Source organism: Rheinheimera sp. (assembly GCF_037442525.1).
Classification (GTDB): Bacteria; Pseudomonadota; Gammaproteobacteria; order Enterobacterales; family Alteromonadaceae; genus Pararheinheimera.
Window position 1 is genome coordinate 70,070 of record NZ_JBBIQD010000006.1, and the last position, 22,569, is coordinate 92,638.

The window sequence follows — 22,569 nt, forward strand, 5'->3', positions numbered from 1 at the left end:
TGGATTTATTAAATACTTAAAATCCAAATAAATTATGAACTACCCGAGCCCACGCCACTGGCTGCTGTTGGATGCCATTTGCCGGTTGCGCAGCCTGACGAAAGCTGCCGACGAGCAGAACCTGAGCCAGCCAGCGGCCAGTCAGGCATTAAAAGAGCTGGAGCAACGGCTTGGCACCCCATTGTTTTTGCGCCAGGGCCGTCAGTTAGTCCCCACTCAACACACGCTGGATTTACGGCCAAAGCTACAACAACTTCTCGACCTGCAGTCTGAACTGGTTCACAACAGCCATTCCAGCAATCCATTGCGGCTGGTGGCCAGCGAAACCACAGGTTGTTATTTGTTGCCAGAGCTGCTGGCCCGTTTCAGTCGGTTGCGGCCGGACTTTGAGTTTCAGCTGCAGCTGTGCAACAGCGCTGAAGTACTGCAGTACATGTCTGAGCAACAGGCACAGCTGGGTTTTATTGAAGGGCCTGTACTGACCGATGCATTTGATATCCGCTTATGGCGTGACGACCTGACTGTGTTGTTTGGTCAGCCGGATTTACACCATCAGCTCAATGCCAACCAACTGCAGCAACAACGCTGGATAGTCCGGGAACGCGGCTCAGGCACCAGAGCCGTGCTGGAGCACGAACTGGCACGTTTAGGCTGGTCTCCTGCCAAAGTACTGGAACTGCAGCGCCCTGAGGCGATAAAACAGGCGGTGCGGCATGGCCTGGGCATTGGGTGCCTGCCACTGCTGGCGATTGAAGAGGAACTGCGCTCCGGCCAGTTGATCCGGCTGGACAGCCCGCTGCGGCTGCAGCGGCATTTTCGGATGGTGCAGCACAAGGGCTATCAGAGCCCCGTGCTGACGGCCTTTATTGAGTTTTTATTTTCAGCTTAGTCGCCTTGGTAGCACGCACCGGTTCCAGCGGCAGACTGAACGAAAAAGTGCTGCCGTGTTTGGGTTCACTGAAAATCATCAGCTTGCTGTTATGGCGCTGCAATACATGTTTGACGATGGCCAGCCCCAGACCTGTGCCGCCCGTGGCCCGGGTGCGGGCCTGATCGACCCGGTAAAAACGTTCCGTCAGTCGTTTCACATGTTGTGGAGCTATTCCATCCCCATTGTCCTGCACTGAAAACACTGCTTTCTGATGCTGACGCTGCCAACTGACTTTAATTTGCCCTCCTGGCGGCGTGTACTTGATGGCGTTGGTGATCAGGTTGGAAAAGGCGCTGCGCAGCTCTTCGGTAATACCGTTCACACAAAGCCCGGTGTCGATCAAAAACTCAATCTGATGCTGCTTGTCCCGGTTCAGGCTTTGCGCCTCCTGTTCCAGCATCGCCAGCATAGCTGGCACATCCACCTGTTCATCAAACTGAACTTTGGTGGCTGCTTCAATGCGCGACAGGGTCAACAGCTGTTGCACCAGCGCATCCATACGTTTGGTCTGTTCCAGCATCACGGTATGGGCTTTTTGCCAGATAGCGGCCTGTGGCAACTGCTGGGGTTCCATCACTTCCAGGTAGCCCTGCAGCACCGTCAGCGGCGTACGCAGTTCATGCGACACATTGGCGACAAAATCCTTACGGATTTGTTCCAGCTGTTTCAGTTGGGTAATATCGCGCACTATCATCAAAAACTGGTTATGGCCATACGCCAGCACCCGGTATTCCAGCGTCAGTTCATCATTGACCGGAGACATCAGCTCCAGCGCCTGGCTGAACTGCTTTTGTTGCACATATGCCTGAAATTCAGGGTTTCGGATCAGGTTATCAATACGTTGATGTTCATCCAGTGGCCAGCGCAACCCCACCAGTTGCTGCGCCAGTTTATTACACCAGACAATGGTCCAGTCATCATTCAGTACCACAATGGCATCAGGTAAGGCTTCTGCCCCATCGCGAAAACGGCGGATCAGCGCGCGCAATTCTTTATTCTTTTTACGGGCTTTGCGCTGGCGGTAATAGATTCCATCGTAAATCTGCCGCCAGCTGCCATCGCCAGTCGGAGGAGACAGTTTTTTATCACGCCACAGCCATTTATCCAGCATCAGCAGATGTTTGTAGTGCCATATCAGCAGGATCAGACTGGTGACAAATAACAGCGGAAACAGCAGGTCAGTCAACCAGCCCAGCAAGGTGACCAAAAAAAACAAAAGGAAGATTTTGCTGAAGATCTTCCTTTTGGATAATAACAGTCGCATAGCACCTACTTGGCTGAGAAGCGATAACCTGAACCCCGGACAGTCTGCACCAGACGATCATGGCCTTCTACCGAAATGGCTTTGCGCAAACGGCGGATATGCACGTCCACAGTACGGTCTTCGACATAAACATTGGTGCCCCAGACATGATCCAGCAGTTGCTCACGGCTGTAAACCCGCTCCGGGTGTGTCATAAAAAAATGCAATAAGCGAAATTCAGTTGGCCCCATATCCACAGGCTGCTCAGCCGCAGTCACCCGGTGCGACACCGGGTCCAGCTTTAAGCCTTGTACTTCTATCACTTCATCCAATGAGGTGGGGGCAACCCGGCGGATCACCGCCTTAATACGGGCCATCAGCTCCTTTGGCGAAAAAGGCTTGGTCACATAGTCGTCCGCGCCCACTTCCAGGCCGCGCACCTTGTCTTCTTCTTCACCGCGGGCGGTAATCATAATGATCGGAATGGTTTTGGTCAGATCATGGCTTTTCATTTTCTTTGCAAACTGAATACCACTGCCACCGGGCAACATCCAGTCCAATAAGACCAAATCAGGGTAAGGCTCGACCAGCATATTCACTGCAGAATCAAAATCTTCCGCTGTGCTGGCCTGATAACCATTCTGCTCCAGCACAAAACACAACATGTCGCGGATAGGAGCTTCGTCCTCCACCACCAGAATCTTTCTAGACATACCTTCTACCCAAAATTAGTGTTTTTTCTATGCAAACCAGTATCAGTGAAGTTTATGACAGTTTTATGAAATAAACCGTGTAAAAAACGATGAACAGACCAGTCTTTATTCAGCTTTGCCGCACCACGGTAACAATTTAGCAACTTCAAAAAAGGCAATTACATGACAGTTTAATGAATCTTTATTGACAACAGCGGCTACAGGCCGCGCCAGTGCTGCCCCCATCCAATAAGTTCCCACAACAGCATGCTCACTGTAATAAAACAGTCATTATCCCCACTTAAGGTATCCGCCCAGCTTCTTATAACAACAGCTTTTTTCTGCTTACGGAGACTGAGTGATGGCTTTACGCAAGTTTTTACAACTGAGTGCAGTAGCAACAGCCCTGATACTGGCTGGCTGCGGTGGTGGTGATATTAATATTAATGCAGGCAGTGGCGACGACGATGGCGGCGGCACGACCCCTCCACCAACCAGTGCTTGTCCAAGCTTTGCAACTCAGGGCAGCAGCCTGGCCGGTATTACTTTGCCTGTATGCGAAATCACCGGCACCATTACGTCAAACATCACGCTGACCACAGATGCCGTATGGGCACTGTCTGGCAAAGTGGTCGTCGGTGGTGATAATGCCAACAGCGCGACCCTGACCATTCAACCTGGCGTGAAAGTATTCGGTAAGAGCGGTGCGGACTACCTGGTTATTTCCCGCGGTTCAAAAATTCAGGCGGTAGGTACAGCCAGCAACCCCATAGTGATGACATCAGTCAACGATATGCTGGGCCTGTCTGATGAAGAATCAGCAGGTCAGTGGGGCGGTCTGGTATTGCTGGGTAATGCACCCACCAACAAGTGCCCTGATTTAACCAACTGTGCAGTGGAAGCAGAAGGTGAAGCCGGTAAATACGGTGGTAACAATCCGGAAGACAACAGCGGCGCCCTGAAGTATGTGCAGGTGAAATACGCCGGTTATGAAGTCATTCCTGACAACGAATTAAACGGTATCACCTTTGCCGGTGTAGGCCGTGGCACCACAGTGGAATACATCCAGGTGCACAACAACGTCGACGACGGCGTTGAGTTTTTCGGTGGTACAGTGGATCTGAAACACGTGGTGCTGACGGGCAACCGCGACGACTCGCTGGACTGGGCGGATGGTTGGACAGGCCGTATGCAACACGTGCTGATCCGCCACAACCCGAATGACACCAAAGCCAACCGTGGTATCGAAGCGGACAACCAGTCCAGTAACTTCACGGCCACTCCGGTGTCTAAACCACAAATCTCTAACCTGACCATCATTGGTAATAACTTTGACGGTGACGAAGATTCAGAAGGTATCCTGCTGCGTGCCGGTACCAATGCCGAATTGTATAACGTCATTGTCACTGGCCCGGAAAAAATGGGTGAGTGTTTTGAGATCAACACCTCAGAAACTGCGGCTTTTGCCAACAGTGGTCAGCTGATTTTCCGTAACTCCATCATTGATTGTGCTGAGCCTTTTGCCAATATCAAAGATGCTGCCGGTAACGTGACCTTCAATGCTGGTGACTGGTTCCGTGCTCAGCCAGGCAATATCGTTGGTGATGCCTTATTGGGTGGTTATATCCCGGCACCTAACTCTGTTGCCCTGAACAACGGCTACAACGTGGCTAACAACGTCAACGGCTGGTTTGACGACGTCACTTATATCGGTGCTTTTGATGGCACCACCGACTGGACCAAAGGCTGGACCCATGGTCTGCATGCCACAGGCGGTTCAGGTCTGACGCAGTGCCCTGCTGGTACCACAGAAACCTCCAGCTTAACTGGCCGTCTGAACTGTCAACTGACTGGCGATATCACCAGCAACGTCACCTTACAGACCGGTGCTGACTATGTATTAAACGGCCGTGTCCGTATCGGTGGTGACAATACCAACAGCGCCACTCTGACCATTCAACCTGGTGTAACTATTTACGGTAAATCAGGTGCTGATTTCCTGGTCATCAGCCGTGGTTCAAAAATCAATGCCAGCGGTACTGCAGCCAACCCAATTACCATGACCTCTGTACAGGACGTGATTGGTTCACCGACTGCGGCCGGTCAATGGGGCGGTCTGGTATTACTGGGTAACGCCATCACCAACAAGTGCCCTGATATCAATAACTGTTCTGTTCAGGCCGAAGGCGAAGCCGGTCCATATGGTGGCGCTAACGCAGCAGACAGCAGCGGCACCCTGAACTATGTGGTAGTGAAACACGCAGGTTACGAAGTAATTCCGGATAACGAATTAAACGGTATCACTTTCGCTGGCGTCGGTTCAGGCACTCAATGTTCTAACATTCAGGTTCACCAGAACGTGGATGATGGTGTGGAGTTCTTCGGTGGCAGCGTGAACTGTAAAAACGTGGTGCTGACCTCAAACGGCGACGACAACGTCGACTGGGCGGACGGTTACAACGGTAAACTGCAATTCGTGCTGGTAAAAATGGATCCAAACAATGCCAAGGCCAACCGCGGTATTGAAGCAGACAACCAGGCAGGTAACCTGACCGCAGCTCCGGTGTCGAACCCGACAGTGGCCAACATGACCATTATCGGTAACAGCTTCGACGGTGATGACGATTCAGAAGGCGTGTTACTGCGTGCCGGTACCAATGCGCAACTGGCTAACTTTGTTATCACTGGTCCTGCCGGTATGGGTGAGTGCCTGGAAATTGAATCCAACGAATCACGCGCCTTTGCTGCAGCGGGTCAACTGACCATGACCAACTCTGTGATTTCCTGCCAGACCGAAGCCGTGAAAGGCACAGTGGCGACTGGTGTCACCACTGAAGCCTGGTTCCTGGGTCAAACAGGTAACAAAGTGCTGAAAGACGGTACTGCAGTGCTGAACGGCATCTTCACCACAGACACCACAGCAGCCAAAGATATGAAAACTGTGGATTCATTCTTTGACACTGTGAACTTTGTTGGTGCGGTATCACAAAGCAATAACTGGACAGCTGGCTGGGCTGTAGGTTTAGACGATTAATCAGCCTGAAGCTGTCGGACACCAGTCCGGCAGCTTTTTTTATGGGCCGGAATTGACCGGCCTTTGATGTAGCAAAAAGATTCCGCTGATAGGACCCAGTTCAGATGAACACTAAACAAAAATTTCGTATCAGTCAGTTAGGTCTCCAGGTGATGCTGGCGTTGACCTGCGCTTCAGTGCCATTGCTGGCGACCGCCCAGGAAACCACCCCGGAAACGGCACAGACCAAAGAACAGGACGTTGAACGTATTTCCGTCTCAGGTCGTCTGATGAGCTCGGCGGCATCTGCCGCGGCCGAACGCCGTGAACAGCCTTATGTGGCAGAATTATTAGGGATGGAACAGATTTCCCGCGCCGGTGACAGCAATGCAGCCTCGGCGCTGCGCCGTGTCACTGGTCTGACGCTGGTGAAAGACAAGTTTATTTATGTGCGTGGTCTGGGGGAACGTTACTCCAGCACCCTGCTGAACGGCGCTCTGGTGCCAAGCCCGGATCCAACCCGTAACGTCATTCCGCTGGATATGTTTCCGGCCGGTATTATTGAAAGCTTAGTGGTGCAAAAAGCTTATTCACCTGAACTGCCAGCCGCCTTTGGTGGTGGTAGCGTCAATATCCGCACCGCCTCTATTCCGTTGCAGGAAAGTTTCAATCTGAGTCTGGGTACGGGCTACAACAGTCTGAACAGCGACGATGCCTACAGCTACAATGGCGGCGGTGATGACTGGCGTGGCAGCGACGATGGTACCCGCGGCATGTCACCCGAATTGCGCGCCGCTTTGGACCAGTACGGCACCATCAGCCAAATCAATATCGCCGAGGCTTTAGGTGGTATCAATGCCGGCAACCTGGCCCAGGCCAGCACCATAGTGCGTGAGCTGGGTCTGGCTTTTAACCGCGATATTGATGTGAAACGCGAAAGCATCAAACCGGATTTCGACGGCAGCCTGTCTTATGGCAATAAGTTCGATATCGGCAGCTCAGTGTTTGGGGTGATGGCCGGTGTCAGTTATGACCGCTCTACCCAGAACATTGAGGAACAGGAACGTTATTTCTCTGTGTCAGGTGACAGCCTGGTGCCACTGAATATCTGGGACGATATCAAAGGCACGGAACACCAGGTGAAACTGTCCGGTATGCTGAACTTTGGTCTGGAGCTGAACGAAGACCACCGCTTTGAAACCTCGACCATTTACCTGCGCGATACCAAAGACGAAATCAAGGTCAAAAACGGTGAAAGTATCGAAACAGTCAACGAAGAAAACCGTTTCAATACAGACACCTCTATCCGCTACGAAGAACGTTCGATGCTGTCGAACCAAATCCGTGGCCGTCATGACCTGCCTTGGTTGTACGACATCAGTGTCGACTGGCAATTCACAGACGCTAAAGCAGAGCGTTACGCACCAGGTGAAGTGGAATACCGTTACCTGAACGAAATTGGTGAAGATGGTTCTGTCACCCGCTTTATGCGCCGCAACCAAAATGCCGTGAACTACAGCTTCGCCCGTATGGATGACGAAACTGAAAACGGCAGCTGGAATGCCAAACTACCCTTGACCTTCGGTAAAGCCGAAGTGGTACTGAACGGTGGTTATTCGTACTTCGAACGTGAACGTAACTCCAGTACGGACTTCTTTAACTTCAGCACAGTGGGTTACAGCCTGGCCGAACTGGGTGGCAGCTTCTCAGAAATTTTCTCAGACGCCAATATTCTGGATGCCAGCAAAGGCTTCCAGGTATCAAACGTCACCACTCAGGCGGATGATTACGTCGCTGCTCAGATGATCGATGCCGCTTATGTGGGCATGGAAATGAACTACGACTACCTGTTCCGTCTGAACCTGGGTGTACGTTACGAAGATTTCCGCCAGGTGTCATTGCCGCTGAATGCCGACGGTGATATCAGTGGTGATCCGCAAGATTCCATGTTGCTGGAAGATGGTTATTACCCGTCGCTGTCCTTCACTTATTTTGTCACCGAAGATCTGCAAGCCCGTTTTGGTTACAGCCAGACCGTGGTGCGCCCGGACTTACGTGAAGTGACACCTGTGTTGTTCGTCGACCCGCTGACCGACTTTAAAGTGACAGGTTTCTCTGGCTTAAAAAGCACAGACGTGACCGCCTATGACGCCCGTCTGGAATGGTACTACGACGACAGCAACTACAGCATCGGTGTGTTCTACAAAGATCTGGAAAACCCGATTGAATCGATCGAATTGAGCGGTTCAGACGGTAACCTGCTGATGTCCTTCCGTAACGCCCAAAGCGGTGAAGTCTATGGTGTGGAAACCGAGTTTCTGCAACAGCTGAACATCTTTGACGGTGACACAGCAAGCTGGCTGAGCAATTTCTTTGTGGCCGGTAACTTCACCTGGTCAGAATCGGAAATTAACATTCAGCCAATCACGGGTGCCGACCTGACCAACCTGGTACGTCCGCTGAATGGTCACTCCAAGCATGTGGTGAACTTCCAGTTAGGCTTTGACTCAGACGACGACAAACATAACGCAACACTGACCTACAACGTCTTTGGTAAGCGTATTGCGTTTGCTGGCGTCAACTCCAAAGATGACGCTTACGAGCAGCCGTTTAACTCACTGGACTTCGTCTATTCCTACACCCCATGGGAAGCGACGTCCGTTAAGTTCAGTGTGAAAAACCTGCTGGATGAAGACGTGGAAATTACGCAACAAGGCGAATTGCTGCAACGCCGCGTCGAAGGCCAGAGCTTTGGCCTGAGTTTCAACTACAAGTACTAAACTGCTGACTAAAAACCAAAGGGGCTGCCAGGCCCCTTTGTTATTTCCGGCCCTGGTCGCTCAAACCTTGTCGTCAGCCGGAACAAAATGGGCACCAGGCCCTTGGGTCGCTAACTGATCAGCGGGGTTACGTAATGGGCAATGCGCCAACGACAAACAACCACAGCCAATACATAAACTGAGTTGGTCGCGCATTTGTGTTAATTGCTCAATCCGGGTTGTCAGGTCCTGATGCCACACTTCCGACATTTGTTGCCAGTGCCGCTGCAACGGGGGTTCCCCCTTAGGCAACACATCAAAAGCCTGTTTGATCTGCTCCAGACTGATGCCAGTGCGCTGCGCCACTTTAATAATGGCAACACGGCGTAACACATCGCGCGCATAACGCCGCTGATTCCCATGATTACGCACGCTCTGGATTAAACCTTTTTGCTCGTAGAAATGTAATGCAGACACAGTCACGCCGGATCGCGACGCGACTTCACCCACCGAAAGCCAGATTTTTTCTGCACCAGATGAATTCATCACTTGACCTCAAGTTAACCTGAGGTTTTAGCATAACGGCAGTCCAACACAGGGAGCAATCAAAATATGTCCGCACTTGTACAGGCTGTCGCAGCCCCCCTCGCACAGAACCCGGTTCCAGACGCTATTCATCAACTGCTGAACCAACTGGCTGACGCCATTAACCAGCAACACTGGCTGAGCCTGGCCGGCTTATTTGAGCCTGATGCGTTGTTGGTTAATTTGCTTGGACAACGGGTGGCCGGAGACAGAGCCATAGTGCAGTATCAACAAGGCCTGGCGGAATTCTACCCACAGCGTCAGGTGCACTACCGCCTGCTGTCGAGCCAACCTCTGAGTCCGGTGTTGTATTTGCTCAATGTGCAGCAGTTATGGCTCGGAGCAGAGCGGAAACAACCTGAAGGGGTCAGCAGCTGTCCTTTATTCGTGGTACGTCTGCACCAAGAGCATGCCCGTATTGTCGGATGTAACAGTCTTTAATTCAGGCATTCAAAAGCAAACAGGCCGCTGACGCGGCCTGTTCACTGTGGATCAGAACTTATGTTCCAACCCAATAGCCAGATAGTCACTGTCGTTGGCTGAATCGAAGTCGAAGCTGCTGTACCAGCCATACAGCTTGGTATTTTTACCCAGCTTGTAATCGGCCCCCACAGAGACTCCGTTGTCGTCTTCCTGCACCTGGTACTGGGTTTTCAGTTCGAATTTGCCCAGCGGGTAGGCCAGGCTGGCCAGATAACCGTCTTTTTCATCACCGGTTTCCACATTTTCCTGCTGCTGCAGCATGGCGCCCAGCTTAAAACCTGCCAGCTTGGTGTGCAGCGCCAGACGGGTCGCATCGTAACCATTGACGCCATTATCCAGCGCCACGGCTGCATACCAGGCGGATTCTTTTAATTCTTCGTCACCATAGCCAATGGCATAGGACTGCGCACTGTCTGCCTCTGGCTCATCGGCCATAATTTGTTGCGCCGTGAATTTAAACCCCAGTACAGAGGGGCTTTGGTACATCACCGTATCGCTGACCCGGTTTTCGCCTTTCCACAGCGTTTTGATGTCGGCTTCATAGTCATTGAACTGGTCAATTTTGCCCTGAGCTAATTTCAGCGCCGTATCATGACGGCCTGCCAGCACAGTACCAAACTCACCCTGCAGACCAATAAACTGGTTCCGTGATTTGATATTTTTTTCGTTGGCTTCGTCAGATGGATCCACTTCCCATTCCAGCTGATAAATCAGCGTCAGGTTATGTTCCAGTGCATAATCCCCTTTGATACCGAAGCGTGACGCATTGCTTTTTAATTCACCAAAGGATCCTTCCCCCTCATCAGACTGCTGAGCCGACACATTAATTTTGCCGTAAATTTCCCAGTCCTTTGCTTCGGCAACCGACACGGCAGCCGCAGTCAACGCCATAGCAACGAGAGTTTTTGCAAACATAGTTAATTTCCTGATCCGGGCCAAAGCCAACAGAATGACTTGAATGTTGTACTGGATAACACCAAAGCGGGCCCAACCCGGCTTTGGCGTCGTTCAATGGCAGGCGCTAAGCGCGTGACAGAATGACAGTTTCATGTCATTCAGGTGACCATTTGAAGGCTATTTTATGACTGAAATATTTCAATAATATGACAATCTACTTTGGTGCAGACAGCTCTTTGCAAACAGGGTCCCTGTTGGCTTTGTCAAAATCCAGCCCGTGCTGGAGAATACGTGGAGCTGGCTGCCACTGCGCACTGACCCAGCTCTGCTGCAATTGCTGCTCCGGGTAGCTCAGGTTGGCTAAGTCCAGCAAGGTGTCAAACAGCTGGGTGGTACTTAGGGGCTGCTCGCGCCGGCTTTGCGCCAATTGCGTTTTTTGTGGCTGTTGCATTTTCAGTGCATCCGAAAACCACAGCAGGGCGGCCACTCTGTAATCAAACTCTGTATTGTGGCCGTGGCCACTTTTGCCACACTGACCGTCAAAAATATTTTCACCGTGATCCGAGGCATACAACAGCGCTGCACTGGCGTTGGTCTGTTTCAGCTGGTTGATCAGGTTAAACAGCACAAAGTCGGTGTAGGCCACGCTGTTGTCATAGGCATTATTCAGCTTCTGCCGGGCAGATCGGTCATGCATGCTGATGCGTTCCCCTTTGCCGGAAGGCGTAAAGAGGTCAAAGTGTTTCGGGTAGCGGTCGGCATAGCTGAAATGACTGCCGAGGGTATGCAGCACAATCAACTGTTTAGATTCATCCTGTGCCAGCACCCGCTCCACCGCAGGCAGCAGAATTTCATCGTAAAACCCTTCCTGTCGGTAACCTACAGGGTTCAGGTACTGCACCTGATCAGCTTCGCTGGCATGTAAGGCGATCGAAGAGTCATGCACACCTAAGGGGCTTTGAGTGGACAGCCAGTAGGTGCTGAAACCAGCTTCCTTAAACGCCGAAACCAGCGAGGCTTCAGTGGGGAAATACCGCTGATCCGTACCAGCCTTACGCGATAACATCACGGGTACCGACATGCGGGTCCAGGCCCAGGGACTGATCATATCCGGGTAGCTGACCAAATTGGCTGTACCTGCCAGCCGCGGCGTGGTGGAACGCGGATACCCATTCAGCTGCAACCTATCGGGCCTTAAGGTTTCACCTATCACCAGCAGGTAGATCTGGCGCCCGCTGATTTCAGGTTCCTGCCTGACACCAAAACGAAATTGCTCCACCTGCGATGCCACTTGTGCCGTTGCTTCCCGTTGCACTCTGAACTCATTCAGCGCCAAGAGTAAATTCAGCGGGTAGGTGGCGTGAAACTTTTCGTGGCTGTAAGGCAAAGGCCTGCTGGCAAATACGGTTTCCTGCGGATTTTTGCGCTCAGCCGCTTTATTCAATTGCTGGTACTGCCATTCGTGCCAGGCCAGTGAGGCTCCCAGCCCTATAAACACCAACCACAAAAAAGGTCGCCAGCCCTGACCCCACTGCCACTTCAACAGCCAGGCCGTGCGTACTGCATAAAACCACAGCAGTCCCAGCACCAGCACAGCCAGCGCCAGCACTACACCTATCCCCGTCAGATAACCTGCAGCTTCCGCCAGATCCGTCTCTGCCACGATAGCCAGCGCATGGGCGTCGGTTGATTTTTGATAGGTGTGCAGATAAAAGACTTCTTGCGGTACCAACAACACAAAGGGCAGCAGCAACATCAAACCCCAGCGGATTTTGCTGAACAGACTGAATAACAACAAATAAAAGCCTGCGGCGGGCAACAGCTTCCAGTTCAGATAGTCCCAATGCCAGCTCGCAGGCCACTGCACCAGCACCGGTGACATCAGCACCAGTAACAACAGCAAAGCAGCCAGAGCACGGCAACAGACTAAAAACAGCGGGTGATTCATTTCATGTTCCCGTCAACAACCTGGGGTTAAAGGCGCGTATTCTGAAGATTTCTCCACTCAATTGCCAGACTGGTATTCAGGCATTTTGTACAGTTCTACCCTGTTACGGCCATTGCGTTTGGCCTGGTACAAGGCCGAATCGGCTTCGATATACAGCGCTTCAAAACTGCTTTGCCCCTGACAGAAGGCCACCCCAATAGAAGTGGTCATACAGAGCTCAACGCTGCCGGCTTTCAGCGGGTAATCGGCCAGCAAGGATCGCATACGTTCGGCCACCTGCAAGGCGGTTTTGGGTGTGGTTTCGGACAAAAACACTGCAAATTCTTCACCGCCAATCCGGCCGACAATATCGTACTCCCGTAAGGCTTTTTTAAAACGTAATGCGGTGGCTTTGAGAATTTCATCACCGGCCTGATGGCCATAGGTGTCGTTGACGGATTTAAAAAAATCCAGATCCAGCAATAACAATGCGGAGGGTTTCATCTGCCGCTGACAACGCGCCAGTTCGGTGTCGACCGACTCCACAAAGCTGCGCCTGTTCGCCACTTTAGTCAGCTCATCGGTCAGTGCCAGCTCGCTTAAACTGGCCACTTTGGAATTGAGCTGATGCTCAAGTACCTTCTGCTTGGTGATTTCTTTGGCCTGGATCAGCATTTCACCGGATTCCAGCACCTGCTCGGAAAACAAAAACCAGCGGCCATCCAGTAAATCCACCTCAAATAAACGAAATGGATTTTGCCGACGTTTCTGGTGCGCTTCCTGTAACCATTGTTCAATATTATCGGTGTCAAAACGGATGCCTTTGCGCGCGCCGTAAGATAATCGCATCAGATCATCAAAACGAATGCCCTGCATGGCCCCCATATCCAGATAAAAGATGTCACAAAAGGCCTGATTACAGCCCATCAGCCGATCATCCGCATCCAGAATGGCGTAACCGTCTTTGCAGACTTGAATAAATTCGATCAGTTTCAGTTGGAATTTCTGGTCAACAAAAGTCATGAACAACAGGCTCAAAGCAGACGTTTTGTTAACACTAGCAGAGACTTAAAGCACTGCCAGCCGTCAGGCAGAACTTTGTCGGCACAGGCTGGCAGCTGCAGGTATAAATGCCGTTACAGCTGCCAGAACAGCAGCTTACTTTTTCCCTGGCCAGGCCTGCAGCACGGTTTCGGCCACCCTACGAAGATCATCACAACTGGCACCACTGGTGGCCTGAATAGCCATGCCTTGCAGCACAGCACCTATGTAACGGGCGAGCGCCGCCGGGTCAGCATCCTCAGGTAAATCCCCTTCGGCCTGGGCCCGTTCCAACCGCTCCCGCAACGCCACTTCGCCTTTCTGGCGTTTTTCAATCAAGGCTTGTTTCACCGAAGCACCAGACTCGCTGCAGGCCAAAGCCCCCTGCACTATCACACAACCCGGCGGGTTGGCCGGATCCGCATTGGCCTTCGCCGCGCCACAAAGCATATGCTGCACCACCTGGTAGGAGGTCGGCTGCTCCAGTGCAGGGTAGTAAAAGGCACAAGGCCGGTTTTCATACAGCTCAATGGCTTTTAAAAACAGCTGCTCTTTATTACCAAAAGCGGCATACAGGCTGGGCTTATTGATGCCCATGGCTTCACATAAATCAGGTAAAGAAGCCCCTTCATAGCCTTTCAGCCAAAAAACTTCCAGGGCCTTTTGCAAGGCGGTGTCCATATCAAAAGCGCGCGGGCGTCCTACAGATGGCGCTGCAGTAGAGGCAGTAGCTGACATCTCATACTCCGGACTATTAAAGTGGCTACAGGATAAACAGCTTTACAGCACTTGTCCAGCAAGGGATATTTACTACACGGTACATTATTGTATAGAATAACAACCACTGCAGGCTGTCACAGTCCTGAGATATAACCAAAAGCCGCGCTCAGTTAAAAAAATGGTCTATTATTTTTTACCAATCAGTACAAAAATTAATTGACTTCCTTTTCGACTCCTATATATTTACCGACCAGTACAAAATTAAGTTGTATTGTGCCACATCACCTCTAGGTAAATAGTTTAAGGAGCAGGCCATGAGCCAGAAACACCGCATTCGACCCTTGTTATTAGGAGCCCTTGCCGCTGCCGTGTTAAGCGCCTGTGGTCAACCATCTGAGCAAAACCCAGGCGCCATGCAGGCCCCTGCAGTGCAGGTGGCTGAAGTGGTGTATGAAACCATCACCCACTGGGATGAATTTACCGGCCGCCTGCAGGCACCACAGACTGTCACCCTGATGCCACGCGTGTCCGGTTATATCGAAAAAGTCTATTTCGAAGAAGGCGCTCTGGTGCAACAGGGTGACCTGCTGTTCCAGATAGACCCTCGCCCCTTCCAGGCCGAAGTCAGCCGCTTAAAAGCCGAACTGCAAAGTGCGCAAACCGCAGAGCGCTTAGCCAGCAATGATTACCAGCGTGCCGCTAAACTGGAGCGTAAAAGTGCCGTCTCTGAAGAGGTACTGGACACCCGTCTGGCCCGTAAACAACAAGCCATTGCCACTGTGGCTTCGGTCAAAGCCGCACTGGATAAAGCGGAACTGGATTTATCCTTCACTGCAGTGAAAGCGCCCATCAGCGGCAAAGTGTCTTATGCCCAGATCACCGCCGGTAACTTTGTCACCGCAGGCAGCAGCGAGCTGACCCGCTTAGTCAGCACCAGCACTATGTATGCCTATTTTGATGCCGACGAACAAACCTTCTTAAGTTATCAGCGTCAGGCGCAACAAGGTAAAAACGCCGCCGGATCCGGCACTGTCTATATGGCCTTAGCCGGTGACAGCAATTTCAGCCATGTGGGCCGTATCGACTTTATCGACAATGCGGTGAACCCACAAACCGGCACTATCCGTGCCCGCGCCAGCTTCGATAACAAAGATCAACAGCTGATCCCAGGTTTGTTTGCCCGCATCAAACTGGCCGGTCAGGCCAGCAGTCAGGGCGTACTGATTGACGACAAAGCCATTGGCACCGACCTGTCGAACAAATTTGTGCTGGTGGTGGATGCAAACAATCAGCTGCAGTACCGCGCTGTCACCCTGGGTGAAAAGATCAATGGCCTGCGTCTGATCAAAGACGGCCTGAATGCCAAAGACCGCATTGTGGTGAACGGGCTGCAACGGGTACGCCCCAGCATGACCATCAGCCCGGAGACTGTGCCTATGGCCAGCGATGAACAGATAGGCCAATTGCGTACCGAGCAGCAACAACTGGAACAGCATCAGAAACAACTGACTGCTGCCGCCGCCAATCAACCTGAACACGGGTAAGCACCAGCATGTTTTCGCAATTTTTTATCAAAAGACCGATTTTTGCCGCCGTGCTGTCGCTGCTGATTTTTATCAGCGGCGCCATCAGCGTCTGGCAATTGCCAATCACCGAGTACCCTGAAGTGGTGCCACCTACTGTGGTGGTCACCGCCAACTACCCAGGGGCCAACCCGAAAGTGATCGCCGATACAGTTGCCTCCCCTCTGGAGCAGGAAATTAACGGCGTGGAAAACATGCTGTATATGTCCTCCCAGGCCACTTCAGACGGCCGTATGACGCTGACCATCACCTTTGCCATTGGCACTGACGTGGACCGCGCCCAAACCCAGGTGCAAAGCCGGGTTGACCGCGCCAAACCCCGTTTGCCGCAGGAAGTGCAGCGTTTAGGTGTGGTCACCGAAAAGTCCTCACCGGATCTGACCATGGTGGTGCACTTAACCTCGCCGGATGAGCGGTACGACATGCTGTATCTGTCGAACTATGCCGCACTGAATATCAAAGACGAACTGGCCCGTATTGAAGGGGTGGGTGCTGTCCGTTTATTTGGTGCCGGCGAATACAGCCTGCGGGTCTGGCTGGATCCGGATAAAGTGGCCGCTTTGGGCTTATCACCTGCTCAGGTGGTTGCCGCCATTCGTGAGCAAAACCAGCAGGCTGCTGCCGGTAGCCTGGGAGCACAACCCAGTGGCGACAGCGAATTCCAGTTGCTGATTAACGTCAAAGGCCGTCTGACCACAGAGCAGGAATTTGCCGACATTATTGTGAAAGTCGGTGACAACGGCGAAGTCAGCCGCCTGCGCGATATTGGCCGGGTTGAGCTGGGTGCGCAAACCTATGCCCTGCGTTCCTTGCTAAACAACAAAGACGCCGTGGCCATTCCTATTTTCCAGGCCTCGGGTTCGAACGCCATTCAGATTTCTGAAGATGTGCGTGCCACTATGGCTGAACTGGCCAAAGGTTTCCCTGAAGGCTTGAGTTACGACATCGTTTACGACCCAACAGTGTTTGTACGTGGCTCAATTAAAGCTGTGGTGAAAACCCTGCTGGAAGCCGTGTTACTGGTGGTGTTGGTGGTGGTGCTGTTCCTGCAAACCTGGCGCGCCTCGATCATTCCGTTGGTGGCAGTACCAGTCTCCCTGGTCGGTACCTTTGCCATGATGCATCTGTTTGGCTTCTCACTGAACGCGCTGTCGCTCTTTGGCCTGGTACTGGCCATAGGTATTGTGGTCGACGATGCGATAGTGGTGGTTGAAAACGTCGAGCGAAATATTGCCGATGGTCTGTCGCCCATGGCGGCCACGCAAAAAGCGATGAAAGAAGTCACAGGCCCTATAGTCGCCACCACCCTGGTACTGGCTGCGGTGTTTGTGCCTACGGCCTTTATGTCGGGCCTGACCGGTCAGTTTTATATGCAGTTTGCGCTGACCATTACCATCTCTACCTTTATCTCGGCACTGAACTCACTGACCCTGAGCCCGGCCTTGTCTGCCCTGCTGCTCAAACCCCATGGTGCCAAACCGGATGCCCTGACCCGTGTATTGAACAAAGCTTTCGGTGGCTGGTTATTCGGTCCCTTTAACCGCCTCTTTGCCAAAGCGTCCAATGGTTACCAGTGGATGGTGCGTAAAGTGATCCGCATGGGTGCACTGATTGCGGTGCTCTATGTCGGTCTGGTTGGCTTAACTGCGGTGCAGTTCCAGCAAACCCCAACAGGTTATGTGCCTGGGCAGGACAAACAGTACCTGGTGGCTTTTGCCCAGTTGCCGGATGCGTCCTCGTTAGAGCGCACCGAAGCAGTGATCAAAGAAATGTCGCAAATTGCTTTGGATCACCCTGGTGTGGCCAACTCCATTGCGTTCCCAGGTCTGTCCATTAACGGTTTTACCAACAGCCCAAGCGCAGGCATTGTGTTTGTTGGCCTCGACAGTTTTGAAAGCCGTAACAGCCCAGAGCTGTCTGGTAACGCCATTGCGATGCAACTGAACCAGAAGTTTGCCGGTATTCAGGACGCCTTTATTGCCATATTCCCACCACCACCTGTACAGGGTTTAGGCACCATTGGCGGCTTCCGTCTGCAAATTCAGGACAGAGCCAACCTGGGGTACGAAGCCCTGTTTGGTGTGACCATGCAAGTGATGCAAAAAGCCTGGGCCACCCCGGAACTGGCAGGTGTGTTCTCCAGCTATCAGGTGAATGTGCCGCAACTGGACCTGGACGTGGACCGCACCAAAGCCAAACAACAAGGTGTGGATCTGGATGAAGTGTTCCAGACGTTGCAGGTGTACCTGGGCTCGACTTATGTGAACGACTTTAACCAGTTTGGCCGTACCTATCAGGTCAATATTCAGGCCGACGAGCAGTTCCGGCAGAACCCTGAGCAAATCCGTCAGCTGAAAGTGCGCAACAACAAAGGCGAGATGATCCCACTGGGTTCTTTTGTCAGCGTGAAGCATGTGGCAGGCCCGGACCGGGTGATGCATTACAACGGCTATACCACAGCTGAAATTAACGGTGGCCCGGCCCCAGGTTTCAGTACAGGTGAAGCCCAGGCTGCTATTGAGAAAATTCTGACAGAAACCCTGCCACCAGGCATGACCTATGAGTGGACTGAGCTGAGCTACCAGCAAATTCTGGCTGGCCATACCGAGCTGCTGATTTTCCCTCTGGTGATCCTGCTGGTGTTTATGGTGCTGGCTGCGCAATACGAGAGCCTGACTTTACCTCTGGCGATCATTCTGATTGTGCCTATGACCCTGCTGTCGGCGATGACAGGTGTCTGGATCTATGGTGGTGATAACAACATCTTCACCCAGATTGGCTTGATTGTACTGGTGGGCCTGGCGACCAAAAACGCCATCCTGATTGTTGAGTTTGCCAAAGAACTGCAAGACCACGGCATGAAAACCATGGAGGCCATTCTGGAAGCGGCGCGGCTGCGGTTACGCCCCATTCTGATGACGTCTATCGCCTTTATTATGGGTGTGGTGCCTATGGTGTTCTCTACTGGCGCTGGTGCAGAAATGCGTCAGGCCATGGGGGTGGCAGTCTTTGCCGGCATGATTGGGGTCACCGTCTTTGGTCTGATTTTAACCCCGCTGTTTTATTACGCCTTAGCCCGTCGTCGTGACCGTCAACTGGCTCAGGCTGAAACTTCCGAGGAGTCTGCTCATGCGTAACCACATTCGACTGACCAGCCTGAGCCTGGCTCTGGCCGCAACCCTGTTTGGCTGCGCCTCAGTGGGCCAGCCTTATCAGGCACCAACCACCTTTGCCGGGCAAAACCTGCCACAGCAGTATCAGGTGGCTGAACAGGCCAGCGACTGGTTTGCTCAACTGGGTGACGCTGAACTGAACCGTCTGATTGAACAGGCACTGCTGGCCAGCCCGACGCTGGCCGCCGCCAAAGCCAATGCTGACCGCGCTTATGCCGTGTTTCAGGATGCCGACAATGACGACTGGGCCCGGATGGATCTCGCGGCCAGCCAGCAGAACCAGCAAATCCCGGACAGTGCCGCGCAAAACGCCGGACAAATCCAGCGTCAGGCCAGCTTAGGTGGCCAGTTAAGCTGGGATCTGGACTTATTCGGTAAACTGGAGCAGGCCGCGGTGGCGGCCAATGCCCGGGCCGAAGCCGCAGGCTTAGCCTGGCAGCAGGCGCGTATCGCGCTGCTGTCTCAGGTGGCCAGCAGCTACGGTGATTACCGCGGCGCTGAACTGCGCCTGTCAGTTGCCGAGCAGGACCTGCAGAACTTAAAACGCACCAAGCAGATTATTCAGGCCCGTCGCGACGCGGGTGTGGCTTCGGATTTGGAGCTGAGCCGTATTGATGCGCAGATTTACCAGCAACAGGCCTTTTTACCGGCGCTGCGCCAGCTGAAAACAGCTGCGCACGCCACGCTGGCCGCCTTGCTGGCGCAAAGCCCGCAGCAGTTGGTGGTGGCCAGCCAGGCCACTCCGGCCTTACCAGCCTTTGATAACCCGGTGCAGCTGGACAGCCAGCTGAACTACTTGCAATTCCGGCCTGAAGTGGCGCAAGCCGAACGTGAGCTGGCGGCCAGCCATGCCGACATAGGTGTGGCGACCGCTGAGCTTTACCCTCAGTTGTCATTGACCGGCTTTTTGGGCTTTTTAGCCTCACCAGGCCTGAGCCTGGGCAGCGCCAACGAAAGCTGGAGCATTGCTCCAACCTTACGCTGGCAAGCCACTGAGCTCAGCTCCATTCAAGCCCGCATCCGCGGTGCAGAAGCCTCACAGCAACTGGCAGTCGCCAACTTCCAGAAGGCGGTGTTTGATGCGCTGGCACAAATGCAAACGGCGGTTCATGGCTACAAGAGCAGCCGCGAACGAGAGCTTTGGCTCAGCCAGCAAGTGGCGGCAACAAAGCAGGCGGTCGAGCTGATCCGGGCGCAATACGACGCCGGTACTGTGGAATTTCTGCAGTTACTGGATGCGGAACGTGACTGGCTGCAAAGCCGGGATGCGCAGGCCCAGCAAGCGCTGACCCACTACCAGCAACTGGTTGGCCTGTACCAGGCCTTTGCCGGTGCTTTGCCTTTGGCCGACGGCCAGCAAGTAGCGATGGTGAAAGATTAACTTCAGGCCATTAAGCCTTGATGTTGTACCACCAGTCAGCCCTGCTGACTGGTTTTTTATCTGGATGGGGGTTAGTTACACCGCTTCTTCGTCTTCTTCGCCGGTACGGATACGAATCACCCGCTCTACGTCGAATACAAAGATTTTGCCGTCGCCAATGCGGCCGGTCTGAGCAGTCTTCATAATGACGTCAATGCAGCGTTCAACCTGATCGTCTGACAGCACCAGCTCCAGTTTCACCTTTGGCAGGAAATCCACCATGTATTCGGCGCCGCGGTACAGCTCAGTGTGGCCTTTCTGACGGCCAAAGCCTTTCACTTCGGTCACTGTCATGCCGGTGATATTAATTTCCGCCAAGGCTTCGCGTACATCGTCCAGCTTAAAGGGTTTGATAATGGCTTCCACTTTTTTCATAGGGTCCTCACCGCTGTTTCCGCATCCAGGATGTGATGGGATATCGTCTGTCCTTGCCAAAATTACGACGGGTCACTTTGGGGCCAACCGCCGACTGGCGTCTTTTATATTCATTAATATCAATCAGATGCAGCACACGCCGCACCGTTGCTTCATCATAACCCAAAGCGACAATCTCCGGCAGCGATTTGTCCTGCTCCACATAAGCTTCAATCATCGCATCCAGATCGTCATAAGGCGGCAGGTTGTCCTGGTCGGTCTGGTCCGGCGCCAGCTCTGCCGATGGCGGCCGGTCTATCACCCGCTGCGGGATCACCGGCGACAGGCTGTTGCGGTAGGCCGCCAGCCGGTACACCAGGGTTTTCGGCACGTCTTTAATCACGGCAAAACCACCACACATATCGCCATACAAGGTGCAGTAACCCACGGCATTTTCGCTTTTATTGCCTGTGGTCAGCAAAATGCGGCCGGTTTTATTCGACAACGCCATCAACAGCACCCCACGTAAACGTGCCTGCAGGTTTTCTTCGGTGGTGTCTTTACCACGGCCTGCAAAAAGTGGCGACAGCTGCTGCATAAAGCTGTTGTACATAGGCTCAATGGACACAGAACCAAACTCAATGCCCATGGCTTGAGCCTGAGCTTCGGCATCTTCCACACTCATGCCCGAGGTGTAGGTAAAAGGCAACATCAGCGCCTGCACTTTGTCTGCACCCAAAGCATCCACTGCAATGGCCAGGGTTAAGGCGGAATCGATACCGCCGGACAAACCGAGCACAGCACCGGGGAAACCGTTTTGCTGCACATAGTCGCGGGTGGCCATGACCAGCAACTGGTACACTTCGGCTTCCAGACTCAGGGCAGAACGAGGCTGTGGCTGCGAGTACGGGGTGTCACGCGGCAACAGTTCCTGCGTATGCAACTCTGCAGTGGCATTGGCGCCACGGAACAGCACTTCGGCGTCTGGGCTGACCACCAGCGACTGGCCGTCAAACACCAGTTCATCCTGGCCGATCACATGGTTTACATAGACAAAACCCAGTTTTAACCGTCTGGCCAAAGTGGTCAGTATTTGCTCACGCTGCGCCGGTTTGCCGACACAATAAGGGGATGCATTCAGCACCAGCGCCCATTCTGCCCCTTCGCTTTTTGCCAGTGCAGCCGGGCCACCGTGCCAGATATCTTCACAAATCAGCACTGCAAAGGTCTGGCCTTTCAGCTGAAAAGTACAGGCCTTGTCACCGGGCGTGAAATACCGCAGCTCGTCAAACACACCATGGTTTGGCAATTCCTGCTTGTAGTAGCGCGCCAGCAACTGACCATTCTGAATTACCGACGCGGCATTATACAATGCGTCACCGTCGCGCCAGGGGTGGCCCACCACCAAAGTGACCGCCAGCCGGGCATCCAGCAGCTGTTGCAGCCCCTGTTCAACCAACTGCTGAAATTCATCACGTAACAGCAAATCTTCCGGCGGGTAACCGGTGAGGGTTAATTCAGGAAACAGCAGCACATCGGCAGTGCTGGTTTTGGCAATACTCAGTACTTTTTCGGTGTTTTGGGACACAGCACCCACAGTAAAGGGTTGCTGCACCAGCGTGACTGTAACAGCGGAGGACATCTGGACCTGCCTGGATGGCTAAAATTGCGCTTATGGTAACGAGTTTTGCAAGCTGGCTCAATGAAGACAGCTAGACTTAAATCCCAACTGATTCACAAGGAATGTG

Annotated in this window: 16 protein-coding genes; 7 read left to right on the forward strand and 9 right to left on the reverse strand. The window is 52.9% G+C overall.

Features of this window, described 5'->3' with window-relative positions; genetic code table 11:
* Positions 1-34: 34 nt before the first annotated feature.
* Complete coding sequence (locus WKJ03_RS10750; protein WP_337842205.1) at positions 35-889, forward strand: LysR family transcriptional regulator; 855 nt, start codon at positions 35-37, stop codon at positions 887-889.
* Here the strand turns inward: WKJ03_RS10750 and phoR are convergent.
* Together phoR and phoB are read right to left on the reverse strand one after the other, a co-directional pair.
* Entirely contained in the window at positions 864-2,195 is a 1,332-nt protein-coding gene (phoR, locus tag WKJ03_RS10755) for a phosphate regulon sensor histidine kinase PhoR (RefSeq protein WP_337842206.1), read from the reverse strand. The two genes, WKJ03_RS10750 and phoR, sit on opposite strands and share 26 nt — an antisense overlap.
* A 5-nt stretch (positions 2,196-2,200) precedes the next feature.
* The gene (phoB, locus tag WKJ03_RS10760) at positions 2,201-2,887 is read right to left on the reverse strand and encodes a phosphate regulon transcriptional regulator PhoB (RefSeq protein ID WP_337842207.1); all 687 of its coding nucleotides are present in this window, start codon (positions 2,885-2,887) and stop codon (positions 2,201-2,203) included.
* Between the two features lie 340 nt (positions 2,888-3,227).
* Between phoB and WKJ03_RS10765 the strand changes: the two genes are divergently transcribed.
* Together WKJ03_RS10765 and WKJ03_RS10770 are read left to right on the forward strand one after the other, a co-directional pair.
* Positions 3,228-5,900 carry a hypothetical protein gene (locus tag WKJ03_RS10765; protein ID WP_337842208.1) on the forward strand — a complete coding sequence of 891 codons (2,673 nt, stop codon included), beginning with the start codon at positions 3,228-3,230 and terminating at the stop codon, positions 5,898-5,900.
* A gap of 104 nt (positions 5,901-6,004) precedes the next feature.
* Positions 6,005-8,659, forward strand: coding sequence for a TonB-dependent receptor (locus WKJ03_RS10770; RefSeq protein ID WP_337842209.1), 2,655 nt, complete (start codon positions 6,005-6,007; stop codon positions 8,657-8,659).
* A gap of 60 nt (positions 8,660-8,719) precedes the next feature.
* On the opposite strand, the gene soxR is transcribed toward WKJ03_RS10770, so the two are convergent.
* Positions 8,720-9,184, reverse strand: coding sequence for a redox-sensitive transcriptional activator SoxR (gene soxR / locus WKJ03_RS10775; RefSeq protein WP_337842210.1), 465 nt, complete (start codon positions 9,182-9,184; stop codon positions 8,720-8,722).
* 66 nt (positions 9,185-9,250) lie between these two features.
* On the opposite strand from soxR, the gene WKJ03_RS10780 reads away from it, so the two are divergent.
* Positions 9,251-9,664 (forward strand): hypothetical protein, encoded by a 414-nt coding sequence (locus WKJ03_RS10780; protein ID WP_337842211.1) that lies wholly within the window; start codon positions 9,251-9,253, stop codon positions 9,662-9,664.
* A gap of 51 nt (positions 9,665-9,715) precedes the next feature.
* Here the strand turns inward: WKJ03_RS10780 and WKJ03_RS10785 are convergent, their stop codons facing one another.
* The 4 genes from WKJ03_RS10785 to WKJ03_RS10800 form a co-directional block, all read right to left on the reverse strand.
* Positions 9,716-10,621: a porin gene (locus WKJ03_RS10785; protein WP_337842212.1), complete on the reverse strand. Its 906-nt coding sequence runs from the start codon at positions 10,619-10,621 to the stop codon at positions 9,716-9,718.
* Between the two features lie 196 nt (positions 10,622-10,817).
* On the reverse strand, positions 10,818-12,551 hold the full coding sequence (locus WKJ03_RS10790; RefSeq protein WP_337842213.1) for a phosphoethanolamine transferase: 1,734 nt from the start codon (positions 12,549-12,551) through the stop codon (positions 10,818-10,820).
* Between the two features lie 57 nt (positions 12,552-12,608).
* Positions 12,609-13,553 (reverse strand): diguanylate cyclase, encoded by a 945-nt coding sequence (locus WKJ03_RS10795; protein ID WP_337842214.1) that lies wholly within the window; start codon positions 13,551-13,553, stop codon positions 12,609-12,611.
* A 135-nt stretch (positions 13,554-13,688) separates the two neighbouring features.
* The gene (locus WKJ03_RS10800) at positions 13,689-14,309 is read right to left on the reverse strand and encodes a TetR/AcrR family transcriptional regulator (protein ID WP_337842215.1); all 621 of its coding nucleotides are present in this window, start codon (positions 14,307-14,309) and stop codon (positions 13,689-13,691) included.
* A gap of 296 nt (positions 14,310-14,605) precedes the next feature.
* Here WKJ03_RS10800 and WKJ03_RS10805 point away from each other — a divergent pair, with 296 nt between their 5' ends.
* From WKJ03_RS10805 to WKJ03_RS10815, 3 genes are read left to right on the forward strand one after another with little or no spacing between them, the layout of a single operon-like run.
* The gene (locus WKJ03_RS10805; protein ID WP_337842216.1) at positions 14,606-15,835 is read left to right on the forward strand and encodes an efflux RND transporter periplasmic adaptor subunit; all 1,230 of its coding nucleotides are present in this window, start codon (positions 14,606-14,608) and stop codon (positions 15,833-15,835) included.
* Between the two features lie 8 nt (positions 15,836-15,843).
* The gene (locus WKJ03_RS10810) at positions 15,844-19,011 is read left to right on the forward strand and encodes a multidrug efflux RND transporter permease subunit (RefSeq protein ID WP_337842217.1); all 3,168 of its coding nucleotides are present in this window, start codon (positions 15,844-15,846) and stop codon (positions 19,009-19,011) included.
* The gene (locus tag WKJ03_RS10815) at positions 19,004-20,428 is read left to right on the forward strand and encodes an efflux transporter outer membrane subunit (RefSeq protein ID WP_337842218.1); all 1,425 of its coding nucleotides are present in this window, start codon (positions 19,004-19,006) and stop codon (positions 20,426-20,428) included. Before WKJ03_RS10810 ends, WKJ03_RS10815 begins: the two co-directional genes overlap by 8 nt.
* A gap of 75 nt (positions 20,429-20,503) precedes the next feature.
* On the opposite strand, the gene glnB is transcribed toward WKJ03_RS10815, so the two are convergent.
* Together glnB and WKJ03_RS10825 are read right to left on the reverse strand one after the other, a co-directional pair.
* A complete protein-coding gene (glnB, locus tag WKJ03_RS10820) occupies positions 20,504-20,842 on the reverse strand; it encodes a nitrogen regulatory protein P-II (RefSeq protein WP_337842219.1) in 339 nt (112 codons plus the stop codon).
* Positions 20,843-20,849: 7 nt separating this feature from the next.
* A complete protein-coding gene (locus WKJ03_RS10825; protein WP_337842220.1) occupies positions 20,850-22,463 on the reverse strand; it encodes an NAD+ synthase in 1,614 nt (537 codons plus the stop codon).
* Between the last annotated feature and the right edge of the window lie 106 nt (positions 22,464-22,569).